Below are 19,991 nucleotides of genomic sequence, written 5' to 3' on the forward strand. Positions count from 1 at the left end.
CATGACCACGCTTGACCAGATCATCGACGACTTCGCCTTCCTGGACGAATGGGAGGATCGCTACCGCTATGTGATCGAACTCGGCAAGGCCCTGCCCGACATGCCGGACGCCAAGCGCACCAGTGAGAACAAGGTGCAAGGCTGCGCCAGCCAGGTCTGGCTCGCCACCCAGGCGACCGGCGACCCGGAAGATCCGGTATTGCTCTTCGAAGGCGAGTCCGACGCCCACATCGTGCGCGGACTGGTCGCCATTGTGCTTACGATCTATTCCGGCAAGCGTGCCTCCGAGATTTCCAGGCTGGATGCCATCGTTACTTTCAGCAAGATCGGCCTGATCGAACATCTGTCGACGCAACGGGCGAACGGCCTGCGCTCGATGATCCGGCGGATCAAGAACGAAGCCGAGACCCGCCTCGCCGCCTGAGATCGCGGCCGTCCCCATGCATTCACACAATCGCCGAACTTGCGCGAATGTGAGCGTCGCCCGGCACCACAAGCGTTGCGCGACGCAGCCATTTTGACGCTGACAATGCCTGAGGATCCGTGCCGGCCAATCGCTACCGGCCGAATGCCTGGCGAACAGCTATTCACCCCGCTCCGCTTGTGCGGTGAACGCAGATGACACCAGGCGCTCGATCGTCTCTATGAACGCATCGAAATCGGCAGCATCCCGTCGATCCTCGATGACGGAGCAGGCATGCCGGACGGTCGTCCGGTCTCGCTCGAAAGCGTTGGCGATATCGCCTTGCGATATTTGCAGGACGACATGGCAGACATACATGGCGATCTGGCGCACATGGCATTTGGCGCGTCTCGCGCGCCGCCCTGCCCGCGCTTCACTGCAGCAACCTGCCCTGCCGTCAACGCGGCCGTCTTGAGATGATGGACCGTCCCGGATGAAAATTCGTTTCGGCCGTCGGCTTCGATAAAGGACATATGAAAACCCCTTCAATAGGAATTAATTCATATATCCATTTCTCGGGAGGGGAATAAGGAAATTTTTTGCACACTTTCCCGCCCCTTTTGCGTCCAGTTGCAGCTACAGCCTACTGCATGTTTCCTTAAATCGTATCCGATTCAAGGATAAGAACATGCAGCAATTCAAAGTGCCACAGCGACCTTTGCGCGTCTAATAAGACGCGCGGCGCTGTAGCGTCGCGAATAGGCACATTTTCCCAAGCTGAAAAACACAAAGGCCGGGCGACAGCCCGGCCTTTGTGTGTTCAGTTACGCTCCGCCCCTCGAACCAGACCGGCGCAGGGCGCGGTCGTGGCGATGGGCGGCAGGTCAGCTTACTTGCCGCGACGCTTGCGACGCTGGCCGAGACCCATTTCCTTGGCGAGCCGCGAACGTGCTTCGGCATAGGCAGGAGCAACCATCGGGTAGTCGGTCGGCAGATCCCACTTCTCGCGATATTCTTCCGGCGACAGGCTGTGATGCGTCATCAGGTGGCGCTTCAGCGACTTGAAGGTACCGCCGCATTCCAGGCAGGTGATCTGATCGTCCTGCACGGATTTGCGGACCGATACGGCCGGCTTCGGTTTTTCAACGGGGACCACGACCGGCGTAGGTGCCGCCGTGTTGTTGAGAGCCAAATGGACGTCGGCGATCAGCGTGGAGAGCTCGGCAGCCGGAACGACATGGTTGCTGACGTAAGCGGACACGATCTCAGCCGTCAGCTCAACCAGAAGTTCATGGCTCGCGCCAAGCGTTGTTTCAGTCATTTCTTTCTCCTATCGGAATACAGCACAAGCCCGAAACATGTTTCAGGGAGAGGAATACGTGCAAATGCCGTCGGGAAGCCTTCGCTGCCTTGGGATAGACCATCAATCGTACAGCAAGGACAAATTCTTGCCGCAATATCAAGAGTTGGAATTTTGATCACGAAACCTATTGCCGAGTCGCTGGAACAACCAACCTCTCAAAGCAACAGCCAATATTCACAACTCAAGCTGGAATTTCAGCTCTAAGTATTTTCCACAACGACACTTTACATTTACTCGATTAACATTGATCAGCGAAAATTCCAAACATAAATTTGCCCGCCGCTAGCAACTTTATTTCGAAATTGCTGACGCGGCGGCGCTCTATCGGAATGTTCTGAAATACAAAATCAGAAACGTTGCCGTTCAATGCCGGCGCGGCTCTTCCTTTTGCGGAAGCTGATCTATGACCGACTGTTTCGCCAGCCTGTAACCCGCCTGATGAGCAGCCTTTGCCAAGAGATGGGCAGAAATCGGAGCGGTCAGTACGAAGAAGAAGAAGCCCGCCAGCGCCCGAAACAATATTGCCACGTCGAGCGAGTGCAGTCCCGCGGCCAGAAGCAGCAGGCCCGAACCGACGGTGCCCGCCTTGGAGGCCGCATGCATGCGGGTGTAGAGGTCGGGAAAGCGCACGATGCCGATTGCCGCCAGCAGGGAAAAGGTGGCGCCGCCGACAAGCAGGACAGCAACAGAAAGCGTAATGATGGCCTCAAACATCGGTTCTATCAGCGTCCCCCTTTGCGTTTGCGTCGGGCAACTTTCGCCTGCGGCGTCCGACCTCGCTTTCCGGCACCGGCCGCAGCCTGCTCCGGGCTCGCCTTCTCCGGCGAGAGACCGCGCGCCAGAACAAAGCGGGCAAAGGCGACGGTTGCGAGAAAGCCGACCAGTCCAAGGGCGATGGCGATATCGATATAGAGATTGAAGCCGGTGCGGATGGCAACGACCGCAATCAGGCCTATGGCGATCGCCACGAGCATATCGAGGGCCAGGACCCGATCGGGCAGTGTTGGGCCGCGGATGATGCGCCACACGGTCACCAGCAGCGCCAGTGACAAGAGCGCGAGCGCGAAGACGGTGGCGCCGCTGAGTATCTGCTCCGGCATCGTCATTCGAAGGCCTCCTTGATCCGACGCTCGAAGCCGTTGGCAAGATCGCGCCTGAGGCCACCGGGGTCCGCACAATCAAGCGCGTGCACATAGAGGGTCTTGCGATCCTCGGAGACGTCGACCGAAAGCGTGCCGGGCGTCAGCGTGATCAGGTTGGCAAGCAACGCAATCTCGAAGTCGCTCTTGATCGTCAGCGGGTAGGAGAAGATGCCCGGCTTCAGCCGCATTTTCGGCTGAACGACCAAGAGAGCGACCTTGGTCGCCGAGACTGCCAGCTCTTTGAAGAACAATGCGGTCAGCAGCAGGATCTTCAGCGGTCGAACCGGATAGGCAACAGGCTGCAATTCGCGCCGGATCAGCCACAGGGATAGCGCGCCGACTGCAAAGCCGAGCAACAGGTTCGGCACGCTGAGACTGCCGCTGATTGCAGCCCAGATCGCAGTGAAGATCAGATTGATCCAAAGGAACTTGATCATCGGGCGGCTCCCGGGAAGACCGAGTTCAGATAGCTCGACGGTTCCGAAAGCCCGGCGGCAGCATTCTGGATCGTTGCAAGCAGCGGCTCGGGATAAAGGCCGATCGCGAGCGTCAGCATCGTCAGCGCCGCAAGCGGCAGAAGAATGGCGGCCGGGATCTGCGTCTCGGCCGTTGCCGCCTGCCCGTCTGCCGTGTCCCGCCAATAGGCAAGCAGGAAGAAACGACCGGTGGCGATCGTCGTGAGGAAACCGGTGACGAGCAGCACTGCGGCAAGCCACCAGGCGCCAATGTCGAGTGCGGCCTTGACCAGCATGACCTTCGGCCAGAAGCCCGAGAACGGCGGCAGGCCGGACACGGCAAAGGCAAGCATCAGGCTGATCGCAGCGAAACCGACATGGCGGCGGTAAAGACCGGCAAGCGAGGACAACGAGAAGCTGCCGCCGAGTTTCGCTGCCACGCCGGAAGCAAAGTAAAGCGCCGTCATCACAAGCATCGAATGCAGCGCATAGAAGATCGCGCCGCCGATGCCACCCGGCCCGCCAACGGCGATGCCGGCGAGGATCGAGCCGATGCCGGAGATCACGAGATAACCGAGCATGCGACGGAAATCCGACTGCGCCAGCGCCCCGAACACACCGACCAGCATCGTCAGGGCGCCGACCGCCGCGATGACGAAACTGAGTTCTTCCCGTTCCAACGGCAACAGCATCACCGTCACACGGATCAGAGCGTAGATCCCGACCTTGGTCAGCAGACCAGCAAAGAGCGCGGACACGACGACACGCGGCGTATGATAGGACGCCGGGAGCCAGAAATTGACGGGGAATGCCGCAGCCTTCATGCCGAAGGCCAAAAGGAACAAGGCCGTCAGCGTCATCAGCGGCGCGGTGCCGCGCAGGCCCTCCGCCTTGCGGGCAATATCGGCCATGTTGAGCGTGCCGAAGCTTGCGTAGAGATAACCGGTGGTGATCAGGAAAAGCGTCGTCGCGACGAGGTTGAGGAAACCGTATTTCACCGCGCCGTCGATCTGCTCGCGCTCGGAGCCGAGCACGATCAGGCCGAAGGACGAGATCAGCAGCACCTCGAACCAGACATAGAGATTGAAGACGTCGCCGGTCAGAAATGCACCGGAGACGCCCGCCATCAACAGCATCAGGAAGGGATAGAAGCCGTATCGCCGGCCGCTGTCGTTGATATCGGCAAGCGAGTAGATGCCGCCGGCAAGCGCGACGATGGAGGCCGCAAGCGCAAAGAGCGCGCCGGTCAGATCGACGGTAAAGGCTATCCCGAAAGGCGGCAGCCAGCGCCCCATGACCATCGTCACCGGGCCGCTGGCGATCACGTGTTGAAGCAGCAGCCCGTCGATCACCACCAGACCGGCAAGCCCGGCCACCGCGACGAACGGGTGCAGGCCGATCGGACGGCGCAGCATGACCAGCAGCGCGCCGATCGCCAGGCACCAGGCAACCGGAAGGATCACCAGCCAGTCGGCAGCCGCAACCGGCTCGAGAACGAGGGCAGCGGAGAGATCGGCGGGAGGTGAAGTCGAAACGGCCATGGGTCGGTCAGTATCCAAGCGGCGGAGCCGGCTCTTCTTCCGGCTCGGCGACGCGCATCTCGTCGGTGTTGTCGGTCGAAAGATCCTCGTAGGCGCGCCAGGCCAGGACCAGCAGGAAAGCAAAGAAAGAGAAGGAGATGACTATCGCCGTCAGGATGAGAGCCTGCGGCAGCGCATTCGCCGCCGGCCCTGCGAGCGTATCGGCGCCCTCCGGAATGACGGGCGGCACGCCGCGCGTCAACCGGCCACCGGTGAAGATCAAAAGGTTGACGGCATTGCCGAGGACCGCCACGCCCAAAAGAACGCGAATGATGTATTTCGACAGCAACAGGTAGATGGCAACGGTAAAGAAGATGCCGACGAGCAGCGCGAACCATGCCTCCATCATTCACCTCCCCGCTCTTCGAGCGACAGGGCGATCGAGCTGATGGCGCCGACGACGACGAGATAGACGCCACCATCGAACAGCATCACCGTCGACAGCGGCACCTCCACGCCAAGCAAGGAAGGATAGATCCAAAGCCCGGTCATGAACGGCACGCGCGCAGCCATCGAGATCAGGCCGGCGATGGTGGCAGCGAAGAGGCCGGCGCCGGCAATCGCCATCGGATGGAAATAAATGGCGCGACGTACCGTCTCCACGCCGCAGGCGATACCGTAGATCGCCAGCGCCGACACGGCGATCAGCCCGCCGATGAAGCCGCCACCCGGCTCGTTGTGGCCGCGCAACAGGACGAAGATCGAAAACAGCACCATCAGGCTGGTCAGAAACGGCGCAACGGCACGGAAGATCACCGATCTCATGCGCCGTCCTCCGCGTCCGGGTCATTATCGGCGATGCGCCGCAGCGAGCCGGCCCTGAGGCGAACGAGAGACAGGATGGCGAGACCCGTCACCATGACGACGGCAATCTCGCCGAGCGTATCAGTGCCGCGGAAATCGACGATGATGACGTTGACGACATTGGCGCCATGCGCAACCGTCTTCGAATAGAGATTGAAGAAATCGGTCAACGAGGCGTCGAAGGGCACGCCGGTCACCTTCAGCAGCATAAGCCCGAAACCGATGCCGCAGGCGAGCGCGATGGTGAAATCAGGAAGTCTCTGGCCGAGCGGCCGATGATCGGAGGGCGAGAGCCTCAACCGCGTCATCACCAGCGCAAGCACCACGACCGAAAGGGTCTCGATCATGAACTGGGTAAAGGCGAGATCCGGCGCACCGTAAAGCAGGAAGATGACGGCGACTGCAAAGCCCTGAATGCCGAGCGAGACGATCGCGGTCAGCCGGTCGGCGGCGAGAACGACAGCGAAGAGCCCGATGACGGCGATCGCCATGATCGCGAGCTCATGCAGCGGCACGTCGCCCGCAAAGAACGGTGCGCGCGGCAATTCGCCATAGTAGATCGGCGCGCCCAGGAGCACGGCGGCCACCAGCACGAAGGTCGCCGTCATATAGACTTCAAGGCGACCTGACTGCAGCCGGCGGGTCAGCGCGACGGAAAAGCGCACGAGGTTTCGCATGAACTGATCGAAACCGCGATCCGGCCCCCAGCCGATGTCACTCAGGATGGTCGCGATGAAGGCACGCAAGCGGGCGAGGTTGAGATAGCAGACAATGCCCAGAGCGATGGTGGCAAAGGACAACACCAGCGGCATGCCGATATCGGGGATCGCCGAGATCGTGATCTGCCTGGGCTCGCCGGCAATCGCCGTCGCCATCGGTGTCGACACAAGCTCGTGGGTGAGGTTGGACAACAGGGCAGCCGACAGTCCCTTGGCAGCCAGGAGTGCAGGCCCGAGCCAGAGAAGCAGCGGCGCCTCATGCGGCGACTTCGGCGTTTCGATCTTTGCGCCGATGAAGGGCTTGAGCGCGACGGCGAAAGCGACGGCAAACATCAGCGCATTGCCGAGGATGGCAAGTGAAGCGAAAACCATCGCGCGCCGGTCAAAACTAGGCAGCGCGTAGTAGATCTCCTCCTTGGCGAGGAAACCGAAAAACGGCGGCAGGCCGCCCATGGAAAGTGCTGCGGCAAGTGCGATCACGAACGTCAGCAGCATGGCGGAGCGCAGTCCGCCGAGCTTTGTGACATCGCGCGTGCCGGTTTCGTGGTCGATAATGCCGGCGACCATGAACAGCGCGCCCTTGAACAGCGAATGCGCCACCAGATAGAGCGCCGCCGCCTCGATGGCATGCGGAAAACCGAGACCGGTCAGCATCACGAGCAGGCCGAGAGATGCCATGGTGGTGTAGGCGAGCATCAGCTTCAGGTCAGTCTGGCGACAAGCGAGAACCGCGCCGATGATGAGCGTGGTGCCGCCGAAGAGCGGCAACAGCATCTGCCATTCCGGCGTTCCGCCGAGCACCGGGTTGAGGCGCATCAACAGATAGACACCGGCCTTAACCATCGTTGCGGAATGCAGATAGGCCGAAACGGGTGTCGGCGCTTCCATCGCGTTGGGCAGCCAGAAATGGAACGGAAACTGGGCAGACTTGGTAAAGGCGCCACCGAGCACCAACAGCAACGCGGCGAGATAGAACGGGCTCTCGCGCATCTCCGGACCGAAAGACGTCAACAACGAAAGCTGGGTGACACCGGTGACATTCCAGATGATCAACAGGCCCGCGAGCAGAAACAGCCCGCCTCCCCCGGTGACCACCAACGCCTGCAGGGCGGCGCGCCGGGCGGCTTCGCGCGAATGGTCGAAGCCGATCAGCAGGAACGAGGTGATCGAGGTCAGCTCCCAGAAAACGAAGAGCATCAGGAAACTGTCGGACACGACGAGCCCGAGCATCGATCCCATGAACATCAGGATGAACGAGAAGAACCGCCCCTGCTGGGGGTGGCCCTTCAGGTAGCCCCCGGAATAGAGCACGATCAACGCGCCGATACCGGCAATCAAAAGCACGAAGGTCAGGGACAGGCCATCGATCAGCCAGGAGAAACTGACATTGAACGACGGAATCCACTCATAGCCGCCGGTGACGACTTCGCCACGAGAGACTTCCGGCCAAAAGCCCATGAAGTGCAGGACGATCGCGGCAGGAAAAAGCGCCAGGATCCAGGCCGCGTTATGCCCAAGGAGTCGGGTCAGGAGCGGCGCGACGAGTGCCGCGACGAAAGGGAGAGCAAGAGCCAGCAATGTCAGGGCCGCAACATCCATCGTCCGGGCCAGCTCCTTTGCGCTTTGATTGATTGATCGACGAACGAACGAACACCCGACATAAAAGAAGGGTAAAGGCGCCTCAAGGGTAAATCGGGTAAAATCGACGTTATGCGCTGTTAAGTCCGGCAAATGCCCGGAAAATCTCCAGTTTTCTCGTGAGATTGGTGGTCACGTTTGACCGACAAGGCAAAATCATCCGATGCGACATCGCCTTGGCATACACGTCCGCACAACACCGGTCATCGCCGCCGATCGGCCTGCGCATGCGATTAAAGTGTTGTTAGCAACATCCAGTGGTATCGATGGCATGAAACGCGCTGTATCTGGTAATTCGTCGCGATTGGATGGTATCTCCGATATAAGATACGCAGCGGCACAGATGCCGACTTCGACCGAAGGCCAACGCCCTTTCCTCGATAAGTTGAAGATAGGCAAGCATTTGAATTTTCAGGGGCTTCAGCGCCATTTCATGCTTCCCGCCGGGCGTGGCATGCTGTAATTCAAAGTGCTACAGCGACCTTTGCGCGTCTAACAAGACGCGCGGCGCTGTAGATCGTTCGTTATCGCTGATTGACTGATGCACCGAATTGCACGGCGTTTCTCTTGAACCTGCGAGGTCTGGCTTGGAACGGTCTCACATTGTGGCGGTGACCAGTGTACTTGCGGCGCTGGGCGCCATCCTTCCGATCGTCGCCGCGTTCTATCTCTCCTGGTCAGTCGCCACCAGCAGAGAGGAGACCCGCCTCAGCCGCCTTGCCGAATATGCGATCATGCGTACCAATACGGCGTTCGGCGAAGCAACATCCGCGCTCAAGTCTGCCGACCAATTCAGCTTCACGCCCTGCTCCCAGCAACATATCGCGGCGATGCGCGCTCTGGTTGTCAACACGCGCTCCGTCGAGGATATCGGTTACTTCGAGGGCGATGCGCTCAAATGCTCCTCCTGGGGCAAGCCGGAAACGAGCGTCGGCCGCGGGCAAGTCGACTTCACCACAGCCAGCGGCATCGGCGTGTCGGCCCGGGTTCATCCGACGATCAGCAACGGTCGGGCGATGCTGGGATTCCGGTACCGATCCTACAGCGTGCTGACCGATCCGGCTCGGCTCGTCGACGTGCTCGCCACCCCGGATACGCGCCTTGCGATCGCCAGCGATACCGGCACCCTCGTCAGCGAATTGAACAACCCGGATGCATCGTTGATCAAGCGGCTGATCGAGCATACGCAGACCGGCACCGATGCGGACAATCTGTTTGCCACCGCGACCGGCTCCGGCTGGATTGCCATTGCAACATCGTCACGGGCGTTGCTGCTGAAAGATCTCGGCCGCGAACGGCTACTGCTCCTGCCGCTCGGCGCGATCGTCGCTGCGCTAATGGTCGGCCTCGTCTTCTGGCTGTCGCGGCGGCGTCTGTCGCCGCTCGGCGAACTCTCGATCGCCGTGCAACGCCGCGAATTCATCGTGCACTACCAGCCGCTCATCGAGATGAAGACCGGCATCTGCGTCGGCGCGGAAGCGCTGGTCCGTTGGCGCAGACCCGCCGGTTCGCTGGTCAGGCCCGATACCTTTATCCCGCTCGCAGAGGAAAGCGGCCTGATCCAGGCCATTACCGATCAGGTCATCGGCGGGGTTATCAAGGATCTCGGGCCGGTCCTTGTCGCCGACCGCTCGCTACACATCGCCATCAATCTGTCGGCCGACGACATCAAGTCCGGGCGCGTCCTGCCGGTTATCCAGGCGGCGCTTGCAAACTCCGGCGTCCTCACCGAGCAGATCTGGCTCGAGGCGACCGAACGCGGTTTCATGGACGTGAAATCCGCCCGCGCAACGATCGAGGAAGCCCGTCGGCTCGGCCATTCGGTAGCGATCGACGATTTCGGCACCGGCTATTCCAGCCTGCAATATATCCAGGACCTGCCGCTCGACGCATTGAAGATCGACAAGTCGTTTATCGATACGGTGGGTCTCGTCTCGGCGACCAGCGCCGTTACTCCGCACATCATCGACATCGCCAAATCGCTGAACCTCTACATCGTCGCCGAAGGCATCGAACGACAGGAGCAGGCGGACTATCTGCTCGCGCGCGGCGTGCAATACGGCCAGGGCTGGCTCTATTCCAAGGCCCTACCAGCGCCCGAGTTCATCGCATTCTACAACGACAGCAAACGTGTTCACGGTGCCGGCCCAACCGTGATCCGACGAGATATTCCCGAGGTGCCGCCGGCCGTCGGCGGCGATTGAAAACGGCGCCCGGCCAGTCCACGATCAATCCGTTGCGATTGCGGCGCGAAGGCACGCTGATCGGCCAAACTGACGGTCGCGGTCACACGACGAGGCTGTCGAGATAGGCTGCAGCCTCGTTGGCGCCGATGCGCACCCATATCGGCACGCGAGCGTGATTTGCGGCGCGTCACCGCCGATCCTATATAGTCGCGAAAATCACAGGGAGATCTTCGATGAGAGACGCAAGGGCGGCGAAAGTGATCAAGAGCGAAGCGGAGTGGCGCGCGCAGTTGTCGCCCGAACAGTACCGCATCACCCGCGAGCACGGCACCGAGCGCCCTTTCACCGGCCCGTTCCTCGCCAACAAGAAGGCGGGCACCTATGAATGCGTCTGCTGCGGCCGGGCGCTGTTCCGCTCCGATACCAAGTTCGATTCCGGTTGCGGCTGGCCGAGCTATTTCGCGGCGATCGACGACGAGGCGATCCGCGAGATCGAGGACCGTTCGCACTTCATGGTGCGCACAGAAATCCGCTGCGCCGACTGCGATGCCCATCTCGGACACGTCTTTCCCGACGGCCCGCCGCCGACCGGTCTGCGCTACTGTCTCAATGGTCACGCGATGACGTTTACCGAGGATTGACGCAAACAGACGGAAGCATTCGCAAGCTCAGCGCTGTTCCAATAGAAACAGCTGTTCGTGCACGGATGTGCTATTGATAGTGAAACCGTCGAAGCAAGCCGGAAGGAGGTCCGCATGCGTCGCATTCTGGCTGCATTCGTTCTTCTGTTCTCGGCTGCTTGCCCGGCCGCGGCAGACAATGACTGGCACGCCTACGCCAATCCCCGCTTCGGCTATATTCTCGACATTCCGCCGGGCTTCGAAGTGCAAGGTGAAGCCGACAATGGCGACGGTGTCAGCTTTCATGCCAACGATAACGGCGCCACGCTCTCCGTTTTTGGCAGTGAACTTGTCGATGGCGATTTCGAGATCGACGTCAACGACCGCATGGCGACCGAGCGGGAAGACCAATGGCGGATTTCCTATTCACGCGTGACCTCAGCCTGGGCCAGTTTCTCGGGCGTACGCGGCGAGGAAGTGTTTTACACACGCGCCATCGCACTCTGCGACGGCAGCGCCGCCTATTTCCGTCTGCAGTACCGCAAGAGCCGGTTGACCAGCTTCGATGGCGTCATCTCGCGGATGGCGGAGGCTCTGAGGCCCTCGGAAGGCTGCCAGCAGACGCCAGTGGCGGCAGCCCCCGTAGCCGCCCCGAACTGAGCGCCCGGATTTTTTGATCAGGAAATCGCCGTGCCGCTCAGACAGCTGACGACGGCCGAATAATGCACTGCGGCGCCGGTGACGACGAAGGAATGCCAGATGGCGTTCTGGAACCGCAGCTTTTCCCAGACATGGAAAATCACGCCGGCGGAATAGATGATGCCGCCGATCAGGATCAGCACGAACGTTGTCGCCGAGAGTGCCGACAATAACGGCCCCACCGCAAGCACGCCGCTCCAGCCCATGGCGAGATAGAGCAGGATCGCAAGCCGGTCGAAGCGGCCGGGGAAGAGGCACTTGATCACCACGCCGAGGGTGGCGATCGCCCAGATGCCAATCAACATCGCAAACAGGAACGGATCCTCCCAGCCGCGCTGGAGGAAGGGCGTGTAGGTGGCGGCGATCAGCACGAAAATGGACGAGTGGTCGAAACGGCGCAGAAACCATTTGGTCCGCGAAACCGGGTAGAGGTTGTAGAGGAACGAAATCGACAAGGTTGCCAGCAGTCCCGCGCCATAGATCGCGGCGGCAGCAAGCTGGCCGGTCGTGCTCCAGAGCATCGCGTAAAAGATAAGTGCTGTTACGCCGACGAGGGCCGCTGCAAGGCCGACGCCGTGCACGATGCCATCGGCAATCAGTTCCGATCGATCGTAGTTCCACTTGACGCCGGCGAATTCCACTTTACCCCGCTTCCGACCTTCTTTCGCGCTCAGGCGGCGGTCGTCTTGCTTATTTGCCTTATCCTGCCACAGCCTGGCGCCGTGGCAAAGTGCTCGACGATGGCGAAAGCATCAACTTTTGCAACGCATTACAACAGAGACATGACGTGATTGCGAAGACGGACGTCCCTTGTCTGCAGCACGGGTTGCGACCAAATTGTCCGCAGAGGCGGGAGAACAACGTCCAAAGGAGAGTTTTGCTGCGCACGCCGGAGCCGGGACAGGCAGCAATCCTGACGGCGCTTTGCCTAAGATCAAAGGCCGTCTGGGGCTATGACGAGGCCTTCATGGCCGCCTGCCGCCCGGCCTTGACGGTGACGGCGGACGACTGGATGCAGTCGGATATCCAGATTGCCGTTCAGGATGACGATATCGTCGGCATGGCGCAGGTCCTGTATCACGGAGAGATCGCCGATCTCGACAAGCTGTTCGTCGATCCGGCCGCGCTGGGTGGCGGGATCGGCCGACGCCTGTTCGAATGGAGCGTGGAAACGGCGCTGCGCAAGGGTGCGAAGGTCATGACTGTCGATGCCGACCCGGGCGCAGCCGATTTCTATCGCCGGCTGGGGGCGGTCGATGACGGAGTGGTCGCCTCTGTTATACCAGGACGGTTCTTGCCGAGATTGAAGCTCGACCTGACGAGCGTCAGGTAAGTCCGGATCACCTACTGCATGTTTCGTTAAATCCTATTCGATTTAAGGATAAAAACATGCAGCAATTCAAAGTGTTACAGCGACCTTTGCGCGTCTAGTAAGACGCGCGGCGCTGTAAGACGTAGCAGCGAGGCTGCCTATCGCAAGCAGCCTCTAGGGCAAGTAACAGTCGCCGAAAAACATCGTCACTTCGCGCCGGCGGCGACCTCGGCGGCGCATTCCTGGCAGAGCGGCGCATGGGGCACGGCATTGAGCCGTTCTGCGGAAATCGGTAGGCCGCAACGCACGCAGGTTCCGAAGGTGCCGGCCGCAATACGGTCGAGCGCCGCGTCGATCCCACGGATCTCCTCCTGACCGGCAAGGCCAATGCCCTCCAGCACCTCGTCGTTCTCCCGTTCGGTTACCCGATCCGGCACGTCGGCATTCATCGGCTCATCGAGATCGTGCTCGATCTTCACCAGTCGGCCGTAGAGTTCGCGTTTGCGGCTGCTCAGCCGTTCACGAAAGTCGTCAAGCGCAAGCTTGTCCATGGGAAGACTCCTTGAAGTCGTGGCGCTTCGGGCGCGCCCCGCTCCTGTTCTTGATTGTTGGCGGCTCACCGGTCGACGAGAACGGCGCAGGGGCAATGGCTGACGACCCGGCTGGCGGTCGATCCGATGAAATAGTCAATGAGACCCGGCCGGTGCGAGGCAATGATGACGAGGTCGGCGTTTTCTTCGTGGGCGAGCGCATTGATCGTGCCGGCCGCGCCGCCGGTGCGGATCTCGATGCGTCCATTGATTCCGTGCTTGGCCTTCATCGCTTCCAGCGTCTTCGTCGCATGCTTGCGCGATTCCTCGACCATCTCAAGCGGGAAATCGACGATCATGTAGCCCTGGGCATAGGCGTTCAGATCCTCGACGACATTGAGCAGAACAATCTCGCCCCCTTCATCGATCAGCTTTTCTGCAATGCCGAGCACGGACTCGCCATGCTCCAGCTGATCCATGGCAATAGGGACGATGATCTTCTTGTACATGCTGCACTCCTTTGCGTTGCCTACCCGGATCGCCGGCACCGAAATGCGGGGGCAAATCCCACGCATTCGAGACTGAGCCCAGACGGTTCTTCCGGCATTGATTGAAATCAAATCGAAAGCGCCGCGATCGCATTGCCCTGTGTAATTGAGCTAGGGCGACAACGGCCACTGTCAACGCTCATCGAACACAACATCAAATGACTGACGGTCTTCCGTGAACGCCGACTTCGGCCCATATTCACCGGGCAGTTTCAACGAAACTGAGGCCCGAAAGGGCCACCGGTTTCGCCGCGCAAGGAGACAACAGATGATATCCACCCAGAGCACACCGCCTATCGACATTGCGGCCAATCACGCATTGGCGATGCCGGCGCATGTCGATCATTCGCATCTGGTCGTGGAGGATCTGGCGACAGTGTCGCAGTGGTATCAGCGCATCATGGGTCTTAAGCCGCTTGAGACGAGCGCCAGCGGCGAGACGCTGGGCGTTGGCGCCCGGCCGCTGTTGACGCTGACCACGGCCGGCAATGTCGCCAGGGCGCCACGAAACGCACCTGGTCTCTTTCATACCGCTTTCCTCGTTCCGAACCGTCAGGAACTAGGACGCTGGCTCGCCCATGCCGCCCATAACAATGTCCGCCTGCAGGGCGCGTCCGACCATCTCGTCAGCGAAGCGATCTATCTCGCCGACCCGGAAGGCAACGGCATCGAGGTCTATCGTGATCGGCCGCGGACCGATTGGAACTTCAAGCCGGACGGAACCGTCGGCATGGATACGCTGCCGCTCAACCTGCAGGCGCTCTATGACGAGGCGCCGAAAGACGACTGGAACGGGCTTGCCGACGGTACCGGCATCGGGCACATCCATCTGCAGGTGTCCGATATCCCCGAGGCAGACGCGTTCTTTCGGGACGTGCTGGGGCTCGGGTTGATGGCGCGCTACCCGGGCGCAAGCTTCTTCGGCTCGGGCAAATATCACCACCATGTCGCGGCCAACATCTGGAACTCTCGCGGCGCGCCCAAGCGCGAGAACAATATGACCGGCCTCTCCGACTACACGATCCAGTTCAAGGATCCGGCAGAGCTTGCAAAGGCGGTTGGCAAGCTCGACGAGATGGGCATTCAGGTCGAGCGAAACGGCACTGCTTACAATCTCGTCGATCCCTGGGGGATCGGCCTCAGGCTTGCAGCCTGACGCCGCCTCGCGACCCCTCCTCCACCGCCGCCACGACTGCGCTGCGTCGCTCACTCCGCAACGCGGTCGTATTTCTGCTGGACGACCAGTTCGACCGAGCGGCGGGGCCTTTCTGAGCGGATTCGGCAGCCGAGACGAATTCCCAGATTATCGCCAGGATTGTAAACACGCGGCACTGGCGCGCCCTGCGTCATCACGCCGCTGGAAAGATTTTGGATAATCTATCAATAAACTTGAGTAAAATAGTCTTATAATCTAACCGCACCGCCATGGGCGTCGCCACGCCCAGTGTATGCGGAGTTAATAATATGAAATACAACACTATTTTAGCGTTTGCGCTTGCAGACGCCACGATGCTTTCGTCCCCGGCCCTGGCTGTGGAGTTCAGGCCGCAGGCCGAAATCGAAGGCGGTTTCTTCAGCGGCGGTTCGGCTGTCAGTGGCGGCTTCTTCCTGCCTTTCGTGCTCGACTCCGGCAACGCCATTTTCATCGATACACGCGGAACGATAGAAAACGATAAGGTCCGGCAGGGCTCGATCGGCGCCGGTTACCGCTTCCGCGCCAATGACCAGTGGGTCATCGGCGCCTATGGCTACTACGACTATCTGAAGAGCGAGTACGGCAATTCGTTCAGCCAGGTATCCTTCGGTCTCGAGGCGCTCAGCGGCGACCTCGAAATGCGCAGCAATCTCTATCTGCCGCTTTCCGGCGCCAAGACGCTGAGCGCCTTCAATGCCGCCTATGTTCGCGACCATGTGCTCGTCGTCCAGGAAGGCAAGGAGCGCGGGCGGCGCGGGCTCGACGCCGAAATCGGCCGGCGGCTTCCGGTCTTCGACGAAGGATCAGACGTCCAGCTGAAAGTCTTCGGCGGCAGCTACTGGTACGGCGGCAAGAACCTCGACGACATGTTCGGCGCCAAGCTGCGCGCGGAGCTGACCTTCGCCAACCTGCCCGGGCTTTCCGAGGGATCGACCGTCTCACTCGGCGTTACCGGCACCTACGACAATGAGGACAAGCTCAAGGGTGCCGTCATGGCACGCCTGCGCATCCCATTCGGGGCGACGGCGAAGGCAAGTGATGCCTTCGACCCGATGGTCCAGCGTGTCGAGCGCTCGAGCAAAATCCGCACGCATGCCGGCCCAACCGGCGATGTCGAGGCGGCGCAATTCGTTGCCAACGGCCGCAACCCCGGCAAGGTCGTCAACATCTCCTCGGCGAACGGCGACGCGGCCTCGATCAACGCTCTGATCGGCGCAGCCGGGGCCGATGCGCTCATCCTTGCCGATGGCAATCTCGGTCTCAACCAGTCGCTGACGCTCGGCTCCGGCCAGGCGCTTGTCGGTGGCGGTGGCTCTATTGCGGTGCGCGGCGCAAGGAGAGGAGCAACCGCATCCTTCGTCAACCACGGAGCGGCAACGACCCTCACCGGATACAATCCGGCACAAGACGTCGTCACCATGGCGTCCGGCAGCAGCATCGCGTCGCTGTCCGTGCGCGGCGGTCTCGCCGGCATCGCCGCAGCCGATGCTGGAAACGTCTCGATCGACAATGTCGACATCTCCGCCACCAATCATGACGGCATTCGCTTCACGCGCGTCGACGGCGCGGTGGTTGAGAACAGCCGCATCCATGACCTGTTCATCTGCGAAAACAACACAGCCTGCGAGTTCTCGGTCTACAATCCCAACAAGGCACCCTATGCCGCCGTCAGCGCGATCGGCAGCACAAACGTGACCGTACGCGACACGACGATCGACAAGGTCACCTATGGCGTGTTTGCCGGCGGCGAATTCAAGAAACTCAGCCGCACCGAATACGAGCTAATCACCGGCACGACAGATATCAAGCTCGACAACGTCACCATCAGCAACTCTCGTCGCGAAGGCGTGCTGCTCGTCGCCGGCAAGGACATCCAACTCGACCGCGTGACGATCGACAATTCCAAGCAGGACCGCGACATGGATCTGGTGGTGCTGCAGGGCACGTCGAACGTTGCGATCAACGACATGCGCCTCGCCGGCGGCATCAATGGCCTGATGTTGATCTCCAGCCCGAACCTCGATGCGACGACCACCAATGTCGACGTCAAGGGCCTGAAGATCGACGGCACGCGCAACGCCGGCATCTTCTTCAACCCGGTCTCGGGCATTTCGCTGCAGGACGTCACCGTCACCAATGCCGGCACCTATGGCGCCTATATCTACGGCAGCGACTATGAGTTCCTCGGCGGCGCCGCGAGCAACATCGTTCTCAACAACATGACGGTCGACAAGGCCGGTACGGCGGGCCTCTACTTCTCCGGCCCGGCTGCCGACATAAAGGGCAATGCCAGCGTCACCAACACACCGAAGGATTGCCTGCTCGACACCGGTTGGGCACCCGGCACCATCACGCAGGCTCCCGGCTCGGTGCTGACCATGAACGGTTCGCCGCTTGACCAGAGCAACGCCGCAAGCCGTTGCCGATAACATTTGCGGCCACGCCCTCCATGTGGGGGCGTGGCTTTCTTTTGCTGGAGAACGCTGTCGGCTACCGCGGCCGGCGGCACTCGAAGGTGACAACCTCGTCGCCATGCTTCGGCGCGCTGCCGAAGTCGTAATTGCCGGAAACGACGAGATCGACGAAGCCGGCAGCACGCAGGGTCAGCGCCATTTCCTCCACGCCCCACCAGCGCATCGTCAAGAATTCGAGCTCGCTCGACGCCAGCTTGCCTTCGCACCAGAGTTCGTAGCGCAGATGCGACACGGTCGTCTGGGCGATCAGGTCGGCCTTGACCCGTTGGCTGGTCAGCGTCAGCAGGTCGCCCGCCTCGGTCTGCCAATTGCGGATGCTCGGCTGGGTGTCGGCGAAAAGATCATGCGGATACAGGTCGAAGATCAGGCGACCGCCCGGCCGAAGATGGTCTAGGAAACGTTTGACGGTCGCAATCGCCGTGGCATGGTCGGCGATCAGCTGCAGCGATCCGGCGGGAATGACGATCGCCTCGAAGCGCTCCTCATGGGCAAAGGCCTCGAAAGTCTGCTGCGATAGCGCCGGTGTCAGCGAGCGTTCCTTGCAATGCGCCCGGCAATAGCCGAGCATTTCTGGCGACGCGTCGAAGCCTCTGACGTCAAGGCCGGCTTCAAGCAGCGGAATCAGCGCGCGACCGTTGCCGACAGCCGGTTCCAGTATCGGGCCGGAACACTCGTTCAAACGCTCGAGATAATACTCGACGTCGCCGAAGGACTTTCCAATATATTTGTCTAAATTATAAACATGAGAGGCAAGCTTGCCGTAAGAATTGTTCAACATGCATTCGTCCAAACTGCTGAAGAAAGTGAAACGCCTATCCTATACAGCAGCATGCTCCGATGCGGTGTCGTTCAATTGTCACGCCGATCGCTTTTGTGATGCGACGAGCTTCGCGCATGGCACCATCGGCTGCGGCAAGCCGACGACAGTTCTGACTTGACAGCCGCCCCGGAAATCCGGGACGGACCCGCACGCTCAGCCAGGCATGCGGCAGACGGCACCGACGAGTTTTAGCACGAAGGGGCGGACTGTCAGCACGCAAAGGAAAGCGACCGGCATCGCCAGCGCATAGGTGCTGAGCACACGGCCGGGGTAGCCGGCATCGATACCGGTGTTTACGCCGACGATGACGCAGCACATCAGAAACGCCATGATCGCCGACATGAAGAAGGCAAAGGTAATCGGCACCGCCCGCGGTGGCAGCTTGCGGCTGCGCGCGATCCGCGGCGGTGGCATCGTATCTTCCATGGTGAGGATCTCCATAGCTTGCCCGCAGGGACCATCCCAGCGGCATGGCCGGCACTATACGGATGACGTCGCGCGGAGGTAGGCCATTGCAGCCTTGCTCAGAGTTAGGCAAAACCATCGAATGGGAATACACAGTCGATGGATGTCATTATGGATACGTTGCGCGGCATCGAGAGTTTCGTTCGAAGCGTGGAGGAAGGCAGTATCGCCGCGGCGGCGCGCAAACTCGGCATCACGCCGGCCTCGGCAAGCCAGAATATCGCCCGACTGGAGCGGGCGCTCGGCGCCAGACTGCTTAGCCGCACGACCCGGCAATTGGGCCTCACGGAAAGCGGCCGGGTCTATTTCGACCGGGTGCGCAGCGTTGTCCATGATCTCGAACTCGCAGCCGTTGCAGTCGCATCGCTGAGCCAGGAGCCGCGGGGATCGCTGAAGATCGCGTCCTCGGTCGCCTTCGGCCGTCATGTGGTGGCGCCTCTCGTGCCATCCTTTGCCGCACGCCATCCGGAGGTCTCGATCGAACTCGTCGTCACCGATCGGGAGATCGACCACATCGGCGAGGGCATCGATATCAGCGTGCGCTTCGGCCTGCAGCTGGAGCCTGGGCTGATTGCGCGCAAGCTTGCCTCGGTGCCGATGGTCATCTGTGCCTCCCCGTCCTACATCGAGCGGCGCGGCCGGCCCGAGCACCCGGAAGACCTGATCCATCATCATTGCCTCGTCTACCGCTATGCCGGGCACGGGCGAATCTTTCGCTGGGGTTTCGTGCGGGATGGACTGCGTTTTGAGCCGGAACTGAAGGCAACGATCGTTAGCAACGATATCGACACACTTGCCGAAATGGCGATCGCCGGCGCCGGCATCACGCGGCTCGGTGCCTTCATCGCAACGGACCTGATTGCGCGCGGCCTGCTTGTGCCGCTGTTCGGCGGCGCACCGCGCGAAGGCATTGCCAACACCGACCACGAGCCCTTCGACTTCTATGCCTGCTTCGTCGATCGCCAGGCGGAAACGCCGAAGGTTCGCGCCTTCATTGAGCATGCGGCGCAGTCCCTCAAAGGTCGGTGGTAGCCGTCA

Annotated in this window: 23 protein-coding genes; 9 read left to right on the forward strand and 14 right to left on the reverse strand. The window is 60.9% G+C overall.

Features of this window, described 5'->3' with window-relative positions; translation table 11 throughout:
• The first annotated feature begins 1 nt into the window (after window position 1).
• Window positions 2-424, forward strand: a complete 423-nt coding sequence (locus ASD00_RS36015; protein ID WP_057211478.1) for a SufE family protein — start codon at window positions 2-4, stop codon at window positions 422-424.
• 159 nt (window positions 425-583) lie between these two features.
• Here the strand turns inward: ASD00_RS36015 and ASD00_RS42580 are convergent, their stop codons facing one another.
• From ASD00_RS42580 to ASD00_RS36060, 9 genes are all read right to left on the reverse strand, one after another.
• On the reverse strand, window positions 584-952 hold the full coding sequence (locus ASD00_RS42580; protein WP_348272083.1) for a helix-turn-helix domain-containing protein: 369 nt from the start codon (window positions 950-952) through the stop codon (window positions 584-586).
• Window positions 953-1,292: 340 nt separating this feature from the next.
• On the reverse strand, window positions 1,293-1,724 hold the full coding sequence (locus tag ASD00_RS36025; RefSeq protein ID WP_025426322.1) for a MucR family transcriptional regulator: 432 nt from the start codon (window positions 1,722-1,724) through the stop codon (window positions 1,293-1,295).
• Window positions 1,725-2,129: 405 nt separating this feature from the next.
• A complete protein-coding gene (gene mnhG / locus ASD00_RS36030; protein WP_025426321.1) occupies window positions 2,130-2,480 on the reverse strand; it encodes a monovalent cation/H(+) antiporter subunit G in 351 nt (116 codons plus the stop codon).
• An 8-nt stretch (window positions 2,481-2,488) separates the two neighbouring features.
• Entirely contained in the window at window positions 2,489-2,872 is a 384-nt protein-coding gene (locus tag ASD00_RS36035) for a cation:proton antiporter (protein WP_057211481.1), read from the reverse strand.
• Complete coding sequence (locus ASD00_RS36040; RefSeq protein WP_025426319.1) at window positions 2,869-3,342, reverse strand: Na+/H+ antiporter subunit E; 474 nt, start codon at window positions 3,340-3,342, stop codon at window positions 2,869-2,871. Before ASD00_RS36040 ends, ASD00_RS36035 begins: the two co-directional genes overlap by 4 nt.
• Window positions 3,342-4,904, reverse strand: a complete 1,563-nt coding sequence (locus tag ASD00_RS36045; protein ID WP_025426318.1) for a Na+/H+ antiporter subunit D — start codon at window positions 4,902-4,904, stop codon at window positions 3,342-3,344. Before ASD00_RS36045 ends, ASD00_RS36040 begins: the two co-directional genes overlap by 1 nt.
• Window positions 4,905-4,911: 7 nt before the next feature.
• A complete protein-coding gene (locus ASD00_RS36050; protein WP_025426317.1) occupies window positions 4,912-5,289 on the reverse strand; it encodes a Na+/H+ antiporter subunit C in 378 nt (125 codons plus the stop codon).
• Complete coding sequence (locus ASD00_RS36055; protein WP_025426316.1) at window positions 5,289-5,708, reverse strand: Na(+)/H(+) antiporter subunit B; 420 nt, start codon at window positions 5,706-5,708, stop codon at window positions 5,289-5,291. The genes ASD00_RS36050 and ASD00_RS36055 overlap by 1 nt, the downstream gene beginning before the upstream one ends.
• Window positions 5,705-8,065 carry a putative monovalent cation/H+ antiporter subunit A gene (locus tag ASD00_RS36060; protein ID WP_025426315.1) on the reverse strand — a complete coding sequence of 787 codons (2,361 nt, stop codon included), beginning with the start codon at window positions 8,063-8,065 and terminating at the stop codon, window positions 5,705-5,707. The genes ASD00_RS36055 and ASD00_RS36060 overlap by 4 nt, the downstream gene beginning before the upstream one ends.
• Window positions 8,066-8,267: 202 nt before the next feature.
• Here ASD00_RS36060 and ASD00_RS40640 point away from each other — a divergent pair, with 202 nt between their 5' ends.
• The 4 genes from ASD00_RS40640 to ASD00_RS36075 all read left to right on the forward strand — a co-directional run bounded on the left by ASD00_RS40640 (window position 8,268) and on the right by ASD00_RS36075 (window position 11,570).
• Complete coding sequence (locus ASD00_RS40640; RefSeq protein ID WP_057221497.1) at window positions 8,268-8,567, forward strand: hypothetical protein; 300 nt, start codon at window positions 8,268-8,270, stop codon at window positions 8,565-8,567.
• A gap of 124 nt (window positions 8,568-8,691) precedes the next feature.
• On the forward strand, window positions 8,692-10,308 hold the full coding sequence (locus ASD00_RS36065) for an EAL domain-containing protein (protein WP_057211483.1): 1,617 nt from the start codon (window positions 8,692-8,694) through the stop codon (window positions 10,306-10,308).
• 215 nt (window positions 10,309-10,523) lie between these two features.
• Window positions 10,524-10,931, forward strand: coding sequence for a peptide-methionine (R)-S-oxide reductase MsrB (msrB, locus tag ASD00_RS36070; RefSeq protein WP_025426313.1), 408 nt, complete (start codon window positions 10,524-10,526; stop codon window positions 10,929-10,931).
• A gap of 114 nt (window positions 10,932-11,045) precedes the next feature.
• Entirely contained in the window at window positions 11,046-11,570 is a 525-nt protein-coding gene (locus ASD00_RS36075; protein WP_025426312.1) for a hypothetical protein, read from the forward strand.
• A 17-nt stretch (window positions 11,571-11,587) separates the two neighbouring features.
• Here ASD00_RS36075 and ASD00_RS36080 read toward each other — a convergent pair whose 3' ends face one another.
• Entirely contained in the window at window positions 11,588-12,250 is a 663-nt protein-coding gene (locus ASD00_RS36080; protein WP_025426311.1) for a hemolysin III family protein, read from the reverse strand.
• 236 nt (window positions 12,251-12,486) lie between these two features.
• Between ASD00_RS36080 and ASD00_RS36085 the strand changes: the two genes are divergently transcribed.
• Window positions 12,487-12,942: a GNAT family N-acetyltransferase gene (locus ASD00_RS36085; protein ID WP_025426310.1), complete on the forward strand. Its 456-nt coding sequence runs from the start codon at window positions 12,487-12,489 to the stop codon at window positions 12,940-12,942.
• 185 nt (window positions 12,943-13,127) lie between these two features.
• Here the strand turns inward: ASD00_RS36085 and ASD00_RS36090 are convergent, their stop codons facing one another.
• On the reverse strand, window positions 13,128-13,472 hold the full coding sequence (locus tag ASD00_RS36090) for a TraR/DksA C4-type zinc finger protein (protein WP_025426309.1): 345 nt from the start codon (window positions 13,470-13,472) through the stop codon (window positions 13,128-13,130).
• Window positions 13,473-13,537: 65 nt separating this feature from the next.
• Complete coding sequence (locus ASD00_RS36095; protein WP_025426308.1) at window positions 13,538-13,960, reverse strand: universal stress protein; 423 nt, start codon at window positions 13,958-13,960, stop codon at window positions 13,538-13,540.
• 307 nt (window positions 13,961-14,267) lie between these two features.
• On the opposite strand from ASD00_RS36095, the gene ASD00_RS36100 reads away from it, so the two are divergent.
• The gene (locus ASD00_RS36100) at window positions 14,268-15,155 is read left to right on the forward strand and encodes a VOC family protein (RefSeq protein ID WP_025426307.1); all 888 of its coding nucleotides are present in this window, start codon (window positions 14,268-14,270) and stop codon (window positions 15,153-15,155) included.
• Between the two features lie 308 nt (window positions 15,156-15,463).
• Window positions 15,464-17,623, forward strand: coding sequence for a right-handed parallel beta-helix repeat-containing protein (locus ASD00_RS36105; RefSeq protein WP_162249773.1), 2,160 nt, complete (start codon window positions 15,464-15,466; stop codon window positions 17,621-17,623).
• A gap of 61 nt (window positions 17,624-17,684) precedes the next feature.
• On the opposite strand, the gene ASD00_RS36110 is transcribed toward ASD00_RS36105, so the two are convergent.
• A complete protein-coding gene (locus tag ASD00_RS36110) occupies window positions 17,685-18,446 on the reverse strand; it encodes a class I SAM-dependent methyltransferase (protein ID WP_225906455.1) in 762 nt (253 codons plus the stop codon).
• A 195-nt stretch (window positions 18,447-18,641) separates the two neighbouring features.
• Window positions 18,642-18,914 carry a DUF2798 domain-containing protein gene (locus tag ASD00_RS36115; RefSeq protein ID WP_025426304.1) on the reverse strand — a complete coding sequence of 91 codons (273 nt, stop codon included), beginning with the start codon at window positions 18,912-18,914 and terminating at the stop codon, window positions 18,642-18,644.
• A 138-nt stretch (window positions 18,915-19,052) separates the two neighbouring features.
• Here ASD00_RS36115 and ASD00_RS36120 point away from each other — a divergent pair, with 138 nt between their 5' ends.
• Entirely contained in the window at window positions 19,053-19,985 is a 933-nt protein-coding gene (locus ASD00_RS36120; protein WP_107026877.1) for a LysR family transcriptional regulator, read from the forward strand.
• Window positions 19,986-19,991 lie beyond the last annotated feature (6 nt).

This window comes from Ensifer sp. Root31 (genome assembly GCF_001424825.1).
Lineage (GTDB): Bacteria > Pseudomonadota > Alphaproteobacteria > Rhizobiales > Rhizobiaceae > Ensifer > Ensifer canadensis.